This is a genomic window from Pseudomonas sp. S9, assembly GCF_000222125.1.
In the GTDB taxonomy this organism is placed as follows: Bacteria; Pseudomonadota; Gammaproteobacteria; order Pseudomonadales; family Pseudomonadaceae; genus Aquipseudomonas; species Aquipseudomonas segetis.
On the sequence record NZ_AFFX01000004.1, the window covers coordinates 80,726 to 98,277 of the forward strand.

Consider the following 17,552-nt stretch of genomic DNA (forward strand, 5'->3'; position numbering starts at 1 on the left):
AGTCACAAGGAGGCTTAGATGCTCGAAAGTCAGATGTATCAATGCCCGTATTGCGGTGAGACCGTTGAGGCCTTGCTCGACCTGTCCGCGGGGGATCAACAGTATATTGAAGACTGCGAAGTGTGTTGTCGGCCGATTGTCTTTGACCTCTCGACTAATGGCGAGGACTGGACATTGGATGTCAGAGGGGAGAATGACTGATGCAACGGATCTATGAACCGCAGGACCTGATCGAGGCTGAGCTGTTGCTCGGCATGCTCGCCAGCGAAGGGATCGAAGCCTTTATTTCAGGGCAACACCTGGCCGGGGCTGTTGGCGAGTTGCCAGCCAGCGGTTTGCTCGGGCTGATGGTCAATGACCGGCAAGCCGGGAAGGCACGCGAGCTGATCACTGCGTACAATGGCGCACAACCGCTACCGGGTGATGAGCCCGAGAGTTATCTGGGCGAACTGGTCTGTTAGAGAAGCTCGTCAAACCCGGCATGCCATGCGCAGCATTGCATGCCCTGCTGTTCAATTGAGTCAAACCATGTGTGGACGTTATGCCTTTTTCCGTTGGTCGCCGGCGTTTTCCGGGTTGCCCGGTTTTCCATCGGACCAACAACCACATTGGAGTATTTCGCCCAACTCCCAAGTGCTTTTGCTGCACCGTGAAGCCGGCGAGTCAAGGCTTAGTCGCGTGCGTTGGGGCCTGACCCCAGCCTGGTTGACCGATCTCAGTAAAACGCCTGCCCAGGCGCGTGCCGAAACCGTCGCCGACCAGCCAATGTTTCGTGATGCATTTCGTCAACGTCGAGGATTGCTGCCCGCCAATGGGTTTTACGAATGGCGTGGTAACACTCGCAAGCGTCCATACTGGCTGGCGGGTGATGCGCCGACCTTGTATTTCGCTGCACTTTGGGAGGCGTATCCAGTTGATGGGGCAGTTTATCTAAGCGCTGCTGTGATTACCCAGGCTGCGGCCAACCAGCGTCGACCACTGATTTTGAATGAGGCCCAGCAGCAACTCTGGCTTGATGAACAGACGCCCCTGGATGTGCTGTTGGACATACTCAACAGCCCGCAACCGCAATTGCGTGAGCGGGTCCTGGCGAATCTGGTCAATGATCCAAAGCTCGATGCCCCCGAATGCCTGACCCCGGCGTAATTGCGCTGCAACCGCTGCCTGCCTGATGTTTTTACAGTTGCTCGGCGGCGCGGTGCGGCCTAGCATATCGGCCCTACTCAAAGGAGATTCAGGATGAAGAAGTCGTTGTCCGTAACGGCGCTCGCTGCGGCCCTGCTGCTGGCAGGATGCCAAGCTGTGAACACCACCAGCGGTGGTGCCGTGGGCGTCGATCGCAAGCAGTACATGTTCAGCATGCTCTCGAGCGAGGAAGTCAATCAGTCTTACGCACAGACCTATAAAGAGACAGTGACTGCAGCTTCAAGCAAGGGCAAGCTGGAAAAGAACACTGCCGATGCCAAGCGCTTGCAAGCCATCGCCAATCGTTTGATCAAGCAAGCGCCGAACTTTCGCCCTGACTCTGCGCAGTGGCAATGGGAAGTCAACTTGATCGATAGCCCAGAACTGAACGCGAATTGCGGCCCAGGCGGCAAGATTATTTTCTACAGTGGCCTGATCGAAACATTAAAACTGAGCGACGACGAAATTGCTGCTGTCATGGGCCATGAAATTGCCCATGCCCTGCGTGAGCACGGGCGTGAAGCCATGTCCAAGGCCTACGGCATAGAGATCGCCAAGCAGGGGGCAGGTGCATTACTGGGGCTGAGCCAGGATGTCATGGGGCTTACCGACTACGCCGTGCAATATGGCATGACGCTGCCCAATAGCCGTTCAAATGAAAACGAAGCGGACTTGATTGGTCTGGAACTGGCCGCGCGGGCCGGTTACGACCCGAACGCAGCCGTCAGCCTGTGGAACAAGATGGCCAAGGCCAGTGAGGGCGCGCCACCGGAGTTCATGAGTACTCACCCTTCATCAGATAGCCGTATTGCCTCGCTGAAGGCAGCTATTCCGAAGGTTATGCCGCTGTATCAGCAGACCAAGCACTAACCCTGTGAGGTAAATTGCCCTGCGAGCGCTTAGCTTCTCAGGGCTTTCTATCGGCGAAGGTGATGTTGTGAAGTACGCAGTCATTGGCTCTACCGGTTTACTGGGCCACCACGCCGCACGAGCCATTCGTGCGGCTGGGCATGAGTTGGTGCTGATTCATCGGCCGTCATCACGTATCGAGCGACTTGCCTATCTGAACCCCGAATATCGAGTTGCCGATCTGTTTGATCATGAGGCACTGGCTCAGGCGTTAAGGGGCATTGACGGCGTCATCTTTAGTGCGGGCTATTATCCGACTCGGCCCAGGCGCTGGCAGGACGACGTATCGAGCGCACTCGACCTCAACAGTCACTTCTATGCGGCGTGCCTGGCTGCCGAGGTGCCACGTATTGTCTACACGGGCGCGGCAATCGCCTTGCCGCGTCATCCTCAGGGTGAGCCTGGACATGAGGGCTTGTTCTACTCATCCATGCCGAGCTGGCGCAACGGCTATCTACTGAGTAAATGGGCGCTTGATGAACAAGCCCGTGAGCAGGCTCGCAGCGGACTGCCGGTGATAACGGCGATTCCGGCCATGACCTTGGGCGAATACGATTATGGTCCAAGCACGGGCCGCATGATCACCGCCATCGCCAAGGGGCAAATGACGCGCTATGTGCAAGGTGCGCGCAATGTGATCGATGCGGCCGAGGCTGGGCGCGGGCTTTTGCTGGCGCTGGAGAAGGGGCGCTTTGGCGAGCGTTATCTGTTGACCGGCGAAAACATCATGCTGTCCGAGCTTAGCGCGAAAATTGCCCGGCAATTGGGCGTACCGGAACCCAAGCCTGTGTCGTTGAGAGTTGTGCGGGTTATTGCTGCCTTGGGGCGTGTTGGATATCGGCTGACGGGTAGGCTGCCGTTACTCAATGACACCACAATCGCGGTGATGGCTGGGGGACAGTTTCTCGATGGCACCAAGGCCCGTGAAGAGCTGGGTTTTGTCGCCGAGCAGTCACTGGATAAGACGTTGCTGCGCGCTATCCAGTGGTTTCGAGACAATGGCTATATCGATAAATAACTGCGCTGGTTCAGGTGGTGCGGCTGGCTGTCTTCGGTAGCAGCACCACCCGGATCTATTGCCCAAGGTGCGATTATAGATAGCCGCTGAGTTTCAGTGCCTGGTAGGCCGCGTACAGCGCCAGAACCGCAAAGGCGCTTGCCGCCAGGCGACGAATCAAAGTCAGAGGCAGGCGTTCAGCAGCAAAGTTACCCACCAATACCACGGGTACGTTAGCTACCAACATGCCCAATGTGGTGCCGATCACCACCAGGGTCAAATGAGGGTACTGCGCTGCCAGCATCACGGTCGCGACTTGGGTCTTGTCACCCATTTCGGCCAGGAAAAAAGCGATCAGAGTCGTCAGGAAAGGACCATAGCGCTTGAGGCTAGAGGCTTCGTCGTCATCGACCTTGTCCGGCACCAGGGTCCACAAGGGTACGGCGATAAACGAGACGGCAAGCACCCAACTGAGCGTCGCGGGGGAGAAAAGCCCGGCTACCCAGTTGCCTACGGCTCCGGCGACAAAGTGATTGGCCAGGGTGGCGACTATGATGCCTGCGATAATTGGCCAGGGTTTACGAAAACGTGCCGCCAGCAATAGCGCGAGCAGTTGTGTCTTATCGCCGATTTCAGCCAGGGCGACGATCAGGGTAGGGACGGTTAGGGATTCAAGCATCAAGCTTCCTAAGGGGCGGGTCAAAACGGCTATGACACGTACGACCTCCCCGCCCCGGGTAAGGTGTGCGTGTCATAGGTCTTGTCAAACCGCTGGCCGCTTGGGCCTGGGTCGCACTCGCCATGGCCTGTTGGCCAAGTATGTTGACGAGCGCCGGGCAAACGCGCTGCTGGGCAGGGCTTGCGGGAGACTACTCCCCTAGGACGGCGGGGATTCTGCCAGAGAAGGATGTGAAAAACAACGGCGCCTGCCGAAGCACTGCTAAAGACGCTTATGGGACCTATCGGTTTGGCGTGCCCGACTTTAGCGGAGCTGTTTCTGTCGCTCGTAAAGCCGATTCACAACTGGCAATGGATGGGCCTCGGGGAGGCCGCGCGTCATTTTTTTCGTGCGTCGTAGATACGAAACCCCTTGGCTTCATCCAGGATTGTGCAAGCGCCCAGGTGTTGTTCGATCAGGGGTGGGTACTTCAGGAAACTGTTCGCGACCAGGCGTAGCTGACCATTGGCGTCAAGGTGTCTGGCAGCCTGGCGCAGCAGGTTTTCACTGGCCTGGTAATGGGTGTGCACACCTTGGTGAAACGGCGGATTACTGAGGATGGTGCTCAACCCAAAGGGGGCGGCATCGATTCCGTCGCCGCAAATAACCTCGGCCTCCAGGTTGTTGTGCGCCAGGGTCAGGCGGCTACTGGCAACGGCAAAGGCATCGACATCCAGCATGCTGATCCGGCTGTCTGGATAACGGCGTTTCAGGGCTGAGCCGAGTACCCCGGCGCCACAGCCAAAATCGAGCATATGCCCCGGTTGCAGGCCATCCAGGTGTTGGAGTAGCAACTGGCTGCCCACATCCAGGCGGCCGTGGCTGAACACGCCGGGCAAGCTGGCGACTGTTAATGGGCCATCTGCCAGTTGCAGGCTGTAGTACTGCGCCAGTGCCTCCAGGTCGGGGGCGGGTGGCACGTTATCGACTCGGACTTGCCAGAGCTGGCAATGACGCGCGCTGTCGAGTTTTCGTGGTTTGCCGAACGCCGCCATTTGCTTGGCTGCGCGTTCAATGCCGGCACGCTTTTCGCCGACCAGAAATAAATCGCCGCCAGCCAGTTGAGCCGCCAGGGCACTGAGCAGGTATTCGGTCAGGTCACGGGACTTGGGCAGGAACAGCACCGCTGCTGGTGCTGCTACTGGCGCAGGGGTGACACCAAAGTGATTGCGCCCGGCAAAACGTGATTCAAGCAAACCATGGTCACCTGCGTGCCAACTCCAACTCCGGGCATTGGGTAAATGCCCGAGCAGGTCATCGCTGGGCAGTCCCGCCAAGAGCAGTGGGCCAGCAAACAACTGTGCCTGTCGCAGCAATACTTCACTTCGCGGGTCCATGGTCGCTCCTCGGTGTAAAAGGCGCGCAGCTTAGCTGACTACGCGGCGCGCTGCACCGCTGAAAAATGCCTGAGCATTTTCTGCCATCTGTACCACGATACGCTGGCGTGCCTCTTTGCTACCCCAGGCGCTGTGCGGGGTGATAATCAGGCGTGGAATGTCTCCTGCCAGTAATGGGTTATCGCCGCTGGGCGGCTCCTGGGTCAGGACATCGGTGGCCGCGCCACCCAGGTGACCGCTGCGCAAGGTGTCAGCCAGGGCTTGTTCATTGATCAGGCCGCCACGTGCGGTGTTGATGATATAAGCGGTTGGCTTCATCAATTTGAGTTGTTCGGCGCCGAGCATGTTTTCAGTATCGGCATTGAGCGGGCAGTGCAGGGTCAGCGCATCAACCTGGGGCAGCAGTTCGGCCAGTGGCAGGCGATCAGGGCGGGCCGGGCGACCAGGAATCTGCCCAATCAGAATACGCATGCCAAAGGCCTCTGCCAGTTTGGCCACGGCACCGCCCAGTTCGCCGTGGCCGAGTACGCCAAGGGTCTTGCCTTCGAGTTCGACGATCGGATAGTCCAGCAGGCAGAACTGTGAAGATTTCTGCCACAGGCCTGCCGCAACATCGCGTTGATAGTCGGGAAGTCGAGTCGCCATGGCCAGTAAGAGCATCAGGGCGTGTTGCGCGACTGAAGGCGTGCCGTAGCCTTGGCAGTTGCACACGGTGACTCCGTGCTCGCGCGCGGCCTTCAGGTCGACGTTATTGGTACCGGTGGCAGAGATCAGAATTAACTTGAGGTCAGGGCAGGCAGCCAATGTTTCAGCGTTGATGACGGTCTTGTTGATGATGGCGACCTGGGCACCCTGCAAGCGTTCAATGATCTGTTGCGGCGTAGTGCGATCATGCACGCGGATCTCGCCAAAGGCCTGTTGCAAAGGCGCCATATCGAGGTCGCCGAGGTCAAGAGAACTGTGGTCGAGAAATACTGCGAGGTGACTGTTGCTCATCAGCTGTACCTTTATCTGGCGGGTAGAAAGGGCGTAGTCTTGCGAGATTAACAGACTCATGGGAACTAAGACTGCCATGTATTGGGCCGAGTTTTTTACCGTAGCACTGATTCATCTACTGGCCGTTGCCAGCCCGGGGCCGGATTTTGCAATTGTCGTGCGCGAGAGCGTTGGCTTTGGGCGGCGAGCAGGGATTTACACTGCCTTGGGTGTGGGCGTTGGTATTTTTGTCCACGTAGCTTATTCGTTGCTCGGCATTGGCCTGATCGTATCGCAATCGATCGTACTCTTTAACGCCTTGAAGTGGCTGGCGGCAGCTTATCTGCTGTATATCGGCATCAAGGCACTGCGTGCTAAACCGGCAGATCCGGCGAGCCTCGATCTGGATAAACCGGCTGGTGAGCGCAGCGCGCGCGGCGCCTTCGTAACAGGGTTTGTGACCAACGGACTCAACCCGAAAGCCACCTTGTTCTTCCTGTCGCTGTTTACCGTCGTGATCAACCCGCATACACCGCTGCTGGTGCAGGCTGGCTACGGCGTGTACCTGGCGGCTGCAACTGCATTATGGTTCTGTTTGGTGGCCATGCTTTTCAGCCAGCAGCGTGTGCGGGCTGGCTTCGCCCGATTGGGGCACTGGTTTGACCGCCTGATGGGCGTGGTTCTGGTGGGCCTGGGAATCAAGCTGGCGTTTACTTCGCTGCGCTAGGCGCTAGCCAGCCCACTTGAGAGGCGGGTTGCACAGGCGTATTGGCCTGTTGCGGACAGTTGGATCGCGTTTATTGCCAGGTAGACAGCACAGCACTGTCCACCTGGCTGCGATTGAGGTTACAGCAGTTCAACCGCAACAGCCGTGGCCTCGCCACCACCAATACAGAGTGCCGCAACGCCACGCTTGCCGCCTGTGTTCTTCAGTGCATTGATCAGTGTCAGGATAATCCGCGAACCGGTAGAACCCACGGGATGGCCCTGGGCGCAAGCACCGCCATAGATATTGACCTTGGCGTGATCGAGATTGTGTTCACGCATTGCCAGCATGGTGACCATGGCAAAGGCTTCGTTGATCTCAAACAGGTCAACCTGATCCTTGGTCCAGCCGGTTTTATTGAACAGGTTGGTCATTGCACCAACCGGCGCCAGGGTGAACTCGCTTGGCGCTTGGCTTTGCGTGGCATGGCCGACGATTTTAGCCAGCGGCTTGAGGCCACGCCCGGCTGCTTCTTCCGCCGTCATCATGACCAGTGCAGAGGCTCCGTCGGAGATGGAACTGGCATTGGCGGCGGTGATGGTGCCGTCTTTTCTGAATGCAGGACGCAGGCCAGGGATCTTATCCAGGTTGGCGTTATGCGGCTGCTCATCATCTTTTACCACGATATCGCCTTTGCGGCTGCTGACGGTCACCGGGACTATTTCTGCATCGAGCGAGCCATTATTGATGGCCGCCTGGGCACGTTTGAGCGACTCAATGGCGTAGGCATCCATTTCTTCACGGGTAATGGCGTGGGTATCTGCGGTTTCCTGGGCAAAAGAACCCATCAGCCGGCCCGTGGTTGCATCTTCCAGTCCATCGAGGAACATATGGTCCTTGATCTCCCCGTGGCCCATGCGCAAGCCGTTGCGGGCTTTTTCAAGGACATAGGGTGCGTTGGACATGCTCTCCATTCCGCCAGCGACCATGACTTTATTCGTACCCGCTTTGAGCAAGTCATGGGCGAGCATCACTGCCTTCATGCCCGAGCCACAGAGCTTGTTGATAGTGGTGCAGCCGGTTGCACTCGGCAGTCCGGCATTCAACGATGCTTGGCGGGCAGGGCCTTGCTTGAGACCGGCAGGGAGCACGCAACCCATGATCACTTCTTCCACATCGGCCGGGGCAATGCCCGCACGGTTGACCGCTTCACGAATAGCGGTTGCGCCAAGTTCGACCGCACTAATACTCGCCAGGCTGCCCTGAAAGCCGCCCATTGGGGTGCGAGCGCCGCTCACGATAACGATGTCAGGCATGGTGGTTACCTCTAATGTAAGAACTGCAAGCTGTTTCGGTGACTAATAGTGACCGGTTTGTGGAAGGATTGTATCCGGTGACCAATATCGACCAAAGAGTCACGTCGCAAATCATTCTTTTGGCTGATTTGCTGCCAGCAGCAGGTATCTAGAGTCGTATCAACTTTAACGACCGACTGTAGACAGGTGCCAAATGTTGCAAACCCGGATAATTCCCCCCGCGGCTAACGCTCATCAATCGCCGTTATTGATCAAGCGCTTGTTGCTTTCAGGCGGTCGCTATGAGAAGACCCGAGAAATCGTTTATCGCGACAAGGTTCGCTACGACTACAAGACACTCAACGAACGTATCGCACGCCTTGCCAATGTGCTGAGCGAGGCCGGGGTCAAGGCCGGTGATACGGTCGCGGTGATGGATTGGGACAGCCATCGTTATCTGGAATGCATGTTTGCGGTGCCGATGATCGGGGCTGTACTGCATACCATTAATATCCGTCTGTCCGCCGAGCAAATCCTCTACACCATGAACCACGCCGAGGATAAGTTTGTTCTGGTCAATACCGAGTTCGTCGAGCTTTATAACGGCCTGGCAAGTCAGCTCACTACGGTTGAAAAGACGCTGTTGCTGACGGATACCGAGACTAAAACCTCCAATCTTCCTGGTTGTGTCGGTGAATACGAGCAATTGCTCGCCAACGCCAGCGCGCATTACGATTTTGCCGACTTTGATGAAAACTCGGTGGCGACCACCTTCTATACGACGGGCACCACGGGGAATCCAAAAGGGGTGTACTTCACCCACCGCCAACTGGTGCTGCACACCCTGGCATTGGGCACCACGGTTGGCTCCCTCGACAGTATCCGCCTGCTCGGTAACAGTGATGTGTACATGCCCATCACCCCGATGTTTCACGTACACGCATGGGGTATTCCCTATGTGGCGACCATGCTCGGGATCAAGCAGGTTTACCCAGGTCGTTACGAACCTGAGTTGTTGTGCAAGTTGATTCGTGAGGAAAAGGTCACCTTCTCCCACTGTGTTCCGACCATTTTGCAAATGCTGCTCAACAGTCCTGGCGCCAAGGGCCATGATTTTGGCGGTATGAAGATGATCATCGGCGGCAGTTCGCTTAATCGTGCGGTCTATGATGCTGCCAAAGCGACGGGTATCCAGTTGACTGCTGCATACGGTATGTCGGAGACCTGCCCGCTGATTTCCTGTGGCTATCTCAATGCCGAATTACAAGCGGGCAGCGAAGACGAGCGCATCACCTACCGTATCAAGGCCGGCGTTCCAGTGCCCATGGTGGAAGCGGTCATCATGGATGGCGCAGGCAAGATTCTCCCATCTGATGGCGAAACCCAGGGCGAGCTGGTGTTGCGCTCACCCTGGCTGACCCAAGGTTATTTCCGTGAGCCGGAGAAGGGGGAGGAGTTGTGGGAGCACGGCTGGATGCACACCGGGGACGTTGCCACTATCGATGGCATGGGGGTTATTGATATCCGCGACCGCATCAAGGATGTGATTAAAACCGGCGGCGAGTGGTTGTCTTCACTGGCGCTTGAAGACCTCATCAGCCGCTGTAGCGCAGTGCGTGAAGTGGCCGTGGTGGGCGTGGCTGACCCGCAGTGGGGAGAGCGGCCCTTTGCATTGTTGGTGTTGCATGAAGGCCAGCAGTTGGATGCCAAGGGGCTCAAGGAACATCTCAAACCCTATGTTGAGCAAGGCCACATAAATAAGTGGGCAATCCCAACGCAAATTGCGCTTGTTACTGAAATTCCCAAGACCAGTGTCGGCAAGCTGGATAAGAAACGAATTCGCGTGGATATCGCTCAATGGCAGGAGGCTGGAAGTGAGTTTTTGTCGACGCTTTAGCCAGTGTCAGTCGAAGGATTGAATGTGACTGATCAGTCAAACAAGCGTTTGGCTTGCTAATTGCTGTTTTACAGCCATTCTTGCTCTGACGGCACATTGTCATGGACATTGAAACCGTTGAGCCAGAGTGGTTGCTGATCTACAAATCACACTTTCGAGGGATCTATCCGTACTACCTGCTGGATATAGTCGAGCCATAAATAAAAATAAAACACCATGGAGTTGTGTCGATGACAATAAAAATAAGTCCACAGTGGCGTTTGGCGAAATTGCCTTTGGCAGTCGGCCTCGCCTCTACTCTTGCAACACCTGCATTTGGTGTGACCTTCAACATCGGTGAAATTGAGGGTCAATTCGACTCATCACTTTCCGTGGGTGCCAGTTGGTCTACCGAAAGTCCTGACAAAGACCTGATCGGCGTCAATAACGGCGGTCGGGGCCTCTCGCAAACCTCTGACGATTCGCGTCTTAACTTCAAGAGCGGCGAGACATTCTCGAAGATATTCAAGGGTATTCACGACCTTGAATTGAAGTATGGCGATACCGGCGTATTCGTGCGTGGCAAGTATTGGTATGACTTCGAACTGAAGGATGAAGACCGTCTATTCAAAGACATCGACGATCACAACCGTAAAACCGCAGCGCAGGCATCGGGTGCTGAAATCCTCGACGCCTTCGTTTATCACAACTATGCCATCGGCAATCAGCCGGGCACCGTGCGTTTGGGTAAGCAGGTGGTCAGCTGGGGTGAAAGTACCTTCATCCAGAACTCGATCAACTCGATCAACCCGGTTGACGTTTCCGCTTTCCGACGCCCAGGTGCGGAGATCAAGGAAGGCCTGATCCCCGTCAATATGTTCTACGTTTCCCAGAGTCTGACCGACAACCTCTCGATGGAGGCGTTCTATCAGCTGGAGTGGGACCAGACTGTTGTCGATAACTGCGGCACCTTCTTCTCCCAGCCTGACGTAGTCGCCGATGGTTGTGATCAAAACCTGGCCGTGCTCTCCAATGACCCGGCTGCGGTCAATCTGATCAACAGCATCCTCGGTGGTGCTGGCTTGGGCGTCACTCCATCGCCTTGGGATGAAGGCCTCGTTGTGAAGCGTGATGGCGACCGTGACGCCAGGGACAGTGGCCAGTTCGGTGTGGCGTTCCGTTACTTCGCCGACCAGCTCGACACCGAGTTCGGCGCTTATTTCATGAACTACCACAGCCGTCTGCCGATTTTCAGTGGCAAGGGGGCTTCGGTAGACGCAACCAATACCATCAACTCGGTAGCAACCGGCGCTGCTGGCTTGGTCGGGGCTTCAACTGCTGCACGCCTGGCGGCAGCCGCCACTGCGGGCAACGGTAGCTACTACATCGAATACCCTGAAGATATTCGCCTGTATGGCTTGAGCTTCTCGACCACCTTGCCTACCGGTACCGCCTGGAGTGGTGAAGTGAGCTACCGGCCGAATGCGCCCGTTCAGCTTAATACCACCGATATCCTGTATGCCGGCTTGAACCCGATCAGCATTGGTGGCAACGCGGTATACGACAACGCTTCGTTGCTGGACGGTCAGGCAGGCCAGGACTTGTCAGGTTATCGCCGTAAAGAAATCACCCAACTGCAAACCACCTTCACTCACTTTATCGATCAGGTGATGGGCGCTAGCCGACTCACCTTGGTGGGTGAAATTGGCTGGACCCATGTAGGCGGTCTTGAAAGCACTAGTGACGTCCGCTATGGCCGTGACCCTGTCTTCGGTCCAGGTGCTTTGCCAGGCCAGATTGGTGGCGCTCCGTCTTGTGAGGCACTGAACGCTGGTACTTTGGGCAGCCCGACTGCCAAGAACGTCAGCCGTTATTGCAACAACGATGGTTTCACCACTGCTGATTCCTGGGGTTATCGTGCTCGGGCAATCTGGGAATACCCGGACGCCATGGCAGGGGTCAACCTCAAGCCAAGCGTTTCCTGGTCGCATGACGTTGATGGTTATTCCCCGGGCCCTGGCGCCAACTTCGAAGAGGGCCGCAAAGGTATAAGCCTGGGACTTGATGCCGAGTACCAGAACACCTACACCGCAAGCCTGTCGTATACCAACTTCTTCGGCGGCGACTACAGCACTCAGTCGGATCGCGACTTTGCTGCGCTTAGTTTCGGTATGAACTTCTAAGGCATCCAGATTTAAAGGAAGAGACTGTATTTATGAAAACAACAAGAAGTCTGCTCAAATCGAGTGCAATGATTTTTGCCTTGAGTTTACTTTCCACCAGCGTACTGGCTGCTGTTTCTGCTGAAGAAGCCGCCAAGCTGGGAACTAGCTTGACTCCAATTGGTGCTGAAATGGCGGGTAACGCCGCTGGCACCATTCCTGCCTGGACTGGAGGCTTGCCAACCAACGCCGGTACGGTTGACTCAGGCGGGTTCCTGTCCAATCCGTACGCCAACGAAAAGCCATTGTTCACCATCACTGCGGAAAACATGGAGCAGTACAAAGCTAATCTGACCCCAGGTCAGATTGCGATGTTCAAGCGTTATCCAACCACCTACAAGATGCCGGTCTACACCACGCATCGTTCGGCAACCGTGCCCGCCAAGATTATCGAGGCGACCAAGAAAAATGCCCTCAACACCAAGTTGATCGAGGGTGGTAACGGCATGGAAAACTTCGACACCGCCAACCCTTTCCCAATCCCCAAGGATGGCCTGGAAGTTATCTGGAACCACATCACCCGCTACCGTGGTGGCAGCATCAAGCGAGTGGTGGCAAAAGCCACGCCGCAGCCAAATGGTTCCTACTCACTGGTGTATTTCCAGGATGAGTTTACCTTCCGTAACTCCTTGACTGACTTCGACCCGAGCAAAGAAAGCAACGTACTGTTCTACTTCAAGCAACGGGTAACAGCACCATCGCGTCTGGCAGGTAACGTATTGCTGGTACACGAAACGCTTAACCAGGTGAAGGAGCCTCGTTTGGCCTGGCTCTACAACGCCGGTCAGCGTCGTGTGCGTCGTGCGCCACAGGTATCCTATGACGGTCCAGGTACCGCATCAGACGGCCTGCGTACCTCGGACAACTACGACCTGTATAACGGTGCTCCAGATCGTTATGACTGGAAGTTGGTGGGCAAGGAAGAGAAGTACATCCCTTACAACAGCTATGACCTGGACTCTCCAAAGCTGAAGTATTCGGAAATCCTCAAGCCAGGCCACATCAATCAGGACTTGACCCGCTACGAGCTACACCGCGTATGGCATGTGACTGCAACCCTGAAAAAAGGCGAGCGCCATATCTACGCCAAGCGTGACTTCTTCATTGATGAAGATACCTGGCAAGCGGCTGAAATCGACCATTACGATGGCCGTGGCACCCTGTGGCGTGTAGCGGAAGCGCATTCGCAGTACTACTACAACTATCAGGTGCCGTGGTACACCGTGGAAACCCTGTATGACCTGTTGTCGGGCCGTTATTTGGCTCTGGGCATGAAGAACGAAGAGAAACAAGCTTACGACTTCAACTTCAAGGCCACTGAGAGTGATTTCACTCCAGCTGCACTGCGTCAGGCTGGCGTACGCTAAGCGTATTCAGTTGCTGTTAGAAAAACCGGCCTAGTGCCGGTTTTTTTATTGCCGTCTTACATACTGCAAGAGTTATAACGGCGCATTGGAATACCATCTGGCGCTATAAATTGCCTGGGTCTTGGACTGCGTAGGATTTTGCGGTTGCAAGGCGGGCTTATATGTGTGGTAACACCTGAGGGCTTCAAATGGCTTGATCTAAACGTTAGTCTGGGATTAAGTCATGTAGATTGCTCTTCCAACTAATCCAAGAACTGGCAAATGACCGATTTATCCAACCTGCCCGGCACCTCGCGGATCACCGCCCAGGGGGAATTACGTTTCTACAGGCCTCCGCTGCCTGAGGGGCATATTCCCCGGTCCCGCCTTTGCCAGCGATTGCAGCATGGATTGCAAGGTCGTCTATTGCTTGTGTCGGCACCTGCCGGTTTTGGGAAAAGCTCCCTGGCCATCGAGTTTTGCGAACAGCTGCCGAGTAATTGGCAAAACCTGTGGCTGGGCCTGAGTGAGCGGGACAGTGACCCAGGCAAGTTTCTTGAGCGCCTGCTACTGGGGCTACAGCAACATTACCCCAGTGTTGGAGATGAGGCGCTCGGTTTGTTGAAGATGCGCCAGCGTCATCAGCCCTTTGCATTCGAAGAGTGGCTCGATGCCTTTCTTGATGACTTGAGCCAAGCACTGGACCCACGGCAGCCTTTATTGCTGGTGCTGGATGATTATCATCTGGCCCAGGGAGCAGTTCTTGATCGCTGCCTGCAATTTCTGCTGAATCATCTGCCGAGTGGGATGTTGCTCTTGGTAACGAGTCGCCAGCGTCCTGACTGGCACCTTGCCCGGCTGCGCTTATCCCAGCAGTTACTTGAGCTCAACGAACAGGACTTGCGCCTTACGCAGGATGAAATAAGCCAGCTGTTGGGCCGCCAAGGCGCAAGCTTGCCGGCTGAAGCTCTGGCCGAACTATGTGTTCGCAGCGAGGGGTGGATTGCGGGTCTGCGCCTATGGTTGCTGGCGGCGGCCGATGCAGGGCAGTTAGCTGACTTGCAGCATGTCATGGCGGTACCCCATGGTGCGCAAGGGCTGATACGCGAGTACTTGCTGGAGGAGGTCATTGAGCGTCAGCCCACAGACGTTCAGGCGTTCCTGTATGACACCGCAAGCATGGATCGTTTCTGCGCAGAGCTATGCGATGTGATTCGTGATAGCCGTGACAGTGCCAGTATTCTCGATTACTTGCAGACACATCAGGTGTTCCTGGTTCCACTCGATGAGCAGGGCAAGTGGTTTCGTTACCATCACCTGTTTTCCGATTTGTTACGCGCAAGACCTGTGCAGGATTCGGAAACAAAGGTTGCCCATATGCATTTACGGGCATGTCGTTGGTTTACCTCTCATGGTCTTCTGGATGAGGCCATTGAACAGGCCCTGCAGGCTGGCCAACCCGATGTCGCGGCAAACCTGGTGCAAAGCCTTTCAGAAGAGCAATTATTGGCGGAGCAAAATGTATCGGCCTTACTGCGCTGGAAGATGGATCTGCCCGATTACCTGCTCAGCAGTACTTCCAGGCTGATTCTGCTTTACAGCTGGGCTTTGGCCCTGGCCTGCCAACTCGATGCTGCTGAGGAGCTGGCCGCGCAGCTAAGCCGTTTCCTGCCTGCACCTTCTGCCCAGGACCAGCAGGAGTTGGTGGCGCAGTGGCTGGCGATCAGTGGGGTGATTGCCCGGGGGCGTGGCGATAGTCCGCGAGCAATCGAATTCTGCACGGCAGCACTGGCCGGGTTATCCCATGAGCGTTATGGGCCAAGGCTTACCTGTCTGTCTGTATTGGCGAACCTGGCAATAGTGCAGGGCGATTTATGGCGTGCGCGCGGCCTCAACCGCGACGCACTAGAGCTTGCCCAGCGCATTGGCAATCCGCTTTTTGAGGCGCTTGCATACTATGATCGCGCCCGCGTGCTACAGGCGCGGGGTGAAATCTGCCGGGCCTTGGTTGAGACGCGTCAAGGCCTGGAGCTGTTGCGTGATTTCCCAACGCACCGTTTTTATGCTGCCAGGGCCAGGCTTACGCTGTATGAAGGGACCCTGCTTTCATTCCGTATGCAGCCCCACAAGGCCGCCTCGCATCTACGCGCAGGGATTAAAGAAGCCCGCGCCTGTCGCGATATCAGCGTGTTGATAGGCTACTGCGTTCTAGCCAGTCAGGAAGGGCGTGAAGGGCGCTTGCCTGAGGCTTTCGCATTGCTCAGTGATGCCGAGCGACTCATGCATATCTGGGACGTGCCAGCTGTTTATTATCTGGCCATGATCACCCTGATCAAATGTGAGTTGTGGTTGCGGCAAGGTCAGGTTGACCTTGCCGAGGCATGGCTTGAGCGTCTGGATGAAACCTACGGGACTGCTCAGGCTGCGACAGCGCCTGAGTATCACCCGCAATTGGCACTGCACATTGACTTTCACCTGGCCGTTCTTGAGCGGATCAAAGGCCGTACCAGTGAAGCTGAGCGCCGCTTGAAGGCTTTGGTCCAGCGGGCGCAAACAACCGGTGGGCAATTTATTGGCTCGTTTGCGCAAGTGCAACTGGCTATGCTGGTACTCCACAGTGGGCGTGAGAGCGAGGCACAGCAACATCTTAACAGTGCACTGGACATGGCCGTTGGCGGGGGCTTGCTACAGTTCGACGAGCTCTTGGTGCATAAGCCCAAGTGGCTACGCGAACAACTTGTGGCGCGAACTACAACCCCTGTTACCACGGCCTTATTGGCATTGTTGCCTGTCCTGGAGCCTCTGCCGGAAGTTTCAAGCGACCATGCCAGCCTCACGGAGCCATTGAGCGGCCGGGAGCAGGCGGTACTGGAGTTGATTGCCAAGGGCTGCTCTAACCAGGAAATCAGCGAACGATTATTTATCTCGCTGCATACCGTTAAAACCCACGCCCGGCATATCAACAGCAAGTTGGGTGTTGAGCGGCGAACCCAGGCGGTCGCGCGAGCCAATAGCCTGGGCTTGCTCTGAAATGCGAACTGCCCGAGGCGCACCTAGAAAGGCAGGTCGGAGGTGGATAAATCCAGACTCAGCTGTTGCTTGGGCTTGTGTCCATCGGGTCTGCGATTACTGGCGCTGATCTGCTTTTGCATATCATCTTGAAGCGCCACCAGCACCGGCTGTAGTGAGGTAAAGTTGGAGCGTACTGCCGGGTAGGTGTGAGACTTGGCAATAAGGTTGATTCTTTGCAGCAGTTGCTGGCGGGTATCGTTGGAAAGGTGCACAAACAGGCTCGGCAGTTGCTTGCTGAGTTCTGCGCTATACAGAACCAGGTCAGCACGGGCGAATTGCTGGGTGAGCCCGAGGTAATCCAGTGCGCTTTTAGTCAGTAACGCAGCGCCAGCCTTGGTTTCGGTCAAGCCGTTCAGGCGCACGGGATTACGCTGTTCGCTAGGCGAAAGGCTCATCCAAAACTCTGTCGTCAAGGTAAACAGCACCGCTTGTTGATTGAGTGAGTAGCTCATCAACCCCAGTGCCTCAGCCGCATAGGGCTGTTTGGTTGCTGTGAAGTCAAAGTACAGGCGCATCAATTCTTTGAGTTGGAACAATGCCTCCCGAGCCTCGTGCTGGCGTGACTCTAGTGGCCGGTAGATATTCAATTGCGCTTGCAGATTCTCAGTGCTCACCATGCGTCGATAAATGGGGCCGGTAAATTCACCGCTGCGTTTGGGCAGTGCATTGGCCTGGGTTTTATTTACCTGTTGCAGCGCTTCTATCAAGTGCTGGTAATCCCCGCTGCTCCAGGGACGCTGTATGTCCGGGATTGCTTGTCCCAGATAAAACAGTTGCCTGGCCTCGGCGATGTTTAGCCATAGCAATAGCAATACGACCAGTAGAAACCTGATTGATCGGCATGGGGGCTTCAGCTTTACCCCGGGTTCTGTTTTGGCGCTCATCAAGTGAGGCTAGCGTGCCGGAGTTGCTTA

At 56.1% G+C, this 17,552-nt stretch carries 15 protein-coding genes and 1 riboswitch; of the genes, 10 read left to right on the plus strand and 5 right to left on the minus strand.

The window, feature by feature from the left end:
* Positions 1-18 precede the first annotated feature (18 nt).
* The 5 genes from PSES9_RS0109390 (at position 19) to PSES9_RS0109410 (ending at position 3,112) form a co-directional block, all read left to right on the plus strand.
* Positions 19-201 (plus strand): CPXCG motif-containing cysteine-rich protein, encoded by a 183-nt coding sequence (locus PSES9_RS0109390; RefSeq protein ID WP_010486319.1) that lies wholly within the window; start codon positions 19-21, stop codon positions 199-201.
* Positions 201-461 (plus strand): putative signal transducing protein, encoded by a 261-nt coding sequence (locus tag PSES9_RS0109395; protein WP_010486321.1) that lies wholly within the window; start codon positions 201-203, stop codon positions 459-461. The genes PSES9_RS0109390 and PSES9_RS0109395 overlap by 1 nt, the downstream gene beginning before the upstream one ends.
* Before the next feature lie 67 nt (positions 462-528).
* A complete protein-coding gene (locus PSES9_RS0109400; RefSeq protein WP_010486322.1) occupies positions 529-1,146 on the plus strand; it encodes an SOS response-associated peptidase in 618 nt (205 codons plus the stop codon).
* A 93-nt stretch (positions 1,147-1,239) separates the two neighbouring features.
* Positions 1,240-2,055, plus strand: coding sequence for a M48 family metallopeptidase (locus PSES9_RS0109405; RefSeq protein ID WP_010486324.1), 816 nt, complete (start codon positions 1,240-1,242; stop codon positions 2,053-2,055).
* Positions 2,056-2,122: 67 nt separating this feature from the next.
* On the plus strand, positions 2,123-3,112 hold the full coding sequence (locus tag PSES9_RS0109410; RefSeq protein ID WP_010486326.1) for an NAD-dependent epimerase/dehydratase family protein: 990 nt from the start codon (positions 2,123-2,125) through the stop codon (positions 3,110-3,112).
* A 73-nt stretch (positions 3,113-3,185) separates the two neighbouring features.
* Here the strand turns inward: PSES9_RS0109410 and PSES9_RS0109415 are convergent, their stop codons facing one another.
* From PSES9_RS0109415 to PSES9_RS0109425, 3 genes are all read right to left on the minus strand, one after another.
* Positions 3,186-3,770, minus strand: coding sequence for a TMEM165/GDT1 family protein (locus PSES9_RS0109415; protein WP_010486328.1), 585 nt, complete (start codon positions 3,768-3,770; stop codon positions 3,186-3,188).
* Between the two features lie 14 nt (positions 3,771-3,784).
* Positions 3,785-3,981: riboswitch (yybP-ykoY riboswitch) on the minus strand.
* Positions 3,982-4,147: 166 nt separating this feature from the next.
* Positions 4,148-5,146 carry a class I SAM-dependent methyltransferase gene (locus tag PSES9_RS0109420; protein ID WP_010486330.1) on the minus strand — a complete coding sequence of 333 codons (999 nt, stop codon included), beginning with the start codon at positions 5,144-5,146 and terminating at the stop codon, positions 4,148-4,150.
* A gap of 30 nt (positions 5,147-5,176) precedes the next feature.
* On the minus strand, positions 5,177-6,142 hold the full coding sequence (locus PSES9_RS0109425; protein ID WP_010486333.1) for a 2-hydroxyacid dehydrogenase: 966 nt from the start codon (positions 6,140-6,142) through the stop codon (positions 5,177-5,179).
* Positions 6,143-6,218: 76 nt separating this feature from the next.
* Between PSES9_RS0109425 and PSES9_RS0109430 the strand changes: the two genes are divergently transcribed.
* The gene (locus PSES9_RS0109430) at positions 6,219-6,848 is read left to right on the plus strand and encodes a LysE family translocator (protein WP_010486335.1); all 630 of its coding nucleotides are present in this window, start codon (positions 6,219-6,221) and stop codon (positions 6,846-6,848) included.
* A gap of 119 nt (positions 6,849-6,967) precedes the next feature.
* On the opposite strand, the gene PSES9_RS0109435 is transcribed toward PSES9_RS0109430, so the two are convergent.
* Entirely contained in the window at positions 6,968-8,143 is a 1,176-nt protein-coding gene (locus tag PSES9_RS0109435) for an acetyl-CoA C-acyltransferase (protein WP_010486336.1), read from the minus strand.
* Positions 8,144-8,336: 193 nt separating this feature from the next.
* On the opposite strand from PSES9_RS0109435, the gene PSES9_RS0109440 reads away from it, so the two are divergent.
* The 4 genes from PSES9_RS0109440 to PSES9_RS0109460 all read left to right on the plus strand — a co-directional run bounded on the left by PSES9_RS0109440 (position 8,337) and on the right by PSES9_RS0109460 (position 16,596).
* Positions 8,337-10,019, plus strand: coding sequence for a fatty acid--CoA ligase (locus tag PSES9_RS0109440; protein WP_010486338.1), 1,683 nt, complete (start codon positions 8,337-8,339; stop codon positions 10,017-10,019).
* A gap of 230 nt (positions 10,020-10,249) precedes the next feature.
* A complete protein-coding gene (locus tag PSES9_RS0109450) occupies positions 10,250-12,181 on the plus strand; it encodes a DUF1302 domain-containing protein (protein ID WP_010486340.1) in 1,932 nt (643 codons plus the stop codon).
* 32 nt (positions 12,182-12,213) lie between these two features.
* Positions 12,214-13,587, plus strand: coding sequence for a DUF1329 domain-containing protein (locus PSES9_RS0109455; protein WP_029529463.1), 1,374 nt, complete (start codon positions 12,214-12,216; stop codon positions 13,585-13,587).
* A gap of 261 nt (positions 13,588-13,848) precedes the next feature.
* Positions 13,849-16,596, plus strand: a complete 2,748-nt coding sequence (locus tag PSES9_RS0109460) for a LuxR C-terminal-related transcriptional regulator (protein ID WP_010486344.1) — start codon at positions 13,849-13,851, stop codon at positions 16,594-16,596.
* Between the two features lie 23 nt (positions 16,597-16,619).
* Here PSES9_RS0109460 and PSES9_RS0109465 read toward each other — a convergent pair whose 3' ends face one another.
* Positions 16,620-17,522 (minus strand): hypothetical protein, encoded by a 903-nt coding sequence (locus PSES9_RS0109465; protein ID WP_051120961.1) that lies wholly within the window; start codon positions 17,520-17,522, stop codon positions 16,620-16,622.
* Between the last annotated feature and the right edge of the window lie 30 nt (positions 17,523-17,552).